Raw genomic sequence first — 784 nt, forward strand, 5'->3', positions numbered from 1 at the left:
CGCCTCGATGTCAACGACGATCATCGGCTCGTCCTCGAAAATGAGTGCTAGAGGCTTTCTCATGTCCTCACCCTCCTTTGATGGGCAGGAGCACGATGTGCGCTGACACCACGGCGTCAAATTCATAAGCCTGTCCGGATCAGAGTCCATACTCATTTGTTAAATGAGCGAAAACAGTGACGTCACTTCAAACGCTTGGCCCTACTCCTCGTCCCAGAAGTCCTGCAGCGAAGCATGGCGCAACTCCTCCTCGCCCCTGAGGTGTTTCACACGGGCCTTGATGCCTGGCTTGACCCACTGTGTTGCCGGCCGCTTTGGGATGTCCTTGGGCGCCTCGCCGGCATGTTCCTGCACGCGCTTCCACAACCGCTCGCGCATGTCGCGATTGACGCTGACGAAAGCACTGCCGACATATTTCCGGGTGCCTGGCTCAGCCATCAGAGCAAACGCGGGCTTGCCCCTCTCGCGTTCAACTCCGAGAATCTCAAACTCGCCTTCGGTGAAGGATTTTGTCTTCAGCCAATTGGTGGTTCGATACCATCCCCTCCAGGCCAGCCGCATCGATCAGGTGATAGATCGCATTAGCCTCGCCCGGCATCGTCTCACTGAACTGGATGCGGCTGTCAGACCCTATAAGGCCGACCAGGATTTCCCGCCGATCCTCAAGTACCATGTCGCGCAAGTCGTGGCCGTTGAGATGCAGCAGATCGAACGCGACGAAATAGAGGTCGTGCTGGCGTCTGGTGATTGCCTTGCGCAGCGCGGCAAAATCCGAAAGGCCAGC

At 57.5% G+C, this 784-nt stretch carries 2 protein-coding genes; both read right to left on the minus strand.

Going from position 1 to position 784, the window contains the following annotated elements; genetic code table 11:
* Positions 1-201: 201 nt before the first annotated feature.
* On the minus strand, positions 202-438 hold the full coding sequence (locus tag AC0L18_RS32360) for a hypothetical protein (RefSeq protein ID WP_473495738.1): 237 nt from the start codon (positions 436-438) through the stop codon (positions 202-204).
* 46 nt (positions 439-484) lie between these two features.
* The coding region (locus AC0L18_RS32365; RefSeq protein ID WP_473495739.1) for an ATP-dependent DNA ligase at positions 485-784 on the minus strand (300 nt) is incomplete at its 5' end.

Source organism: Mesorhizobium sp. WSM4819 (genome assembly GCF_055811215.1).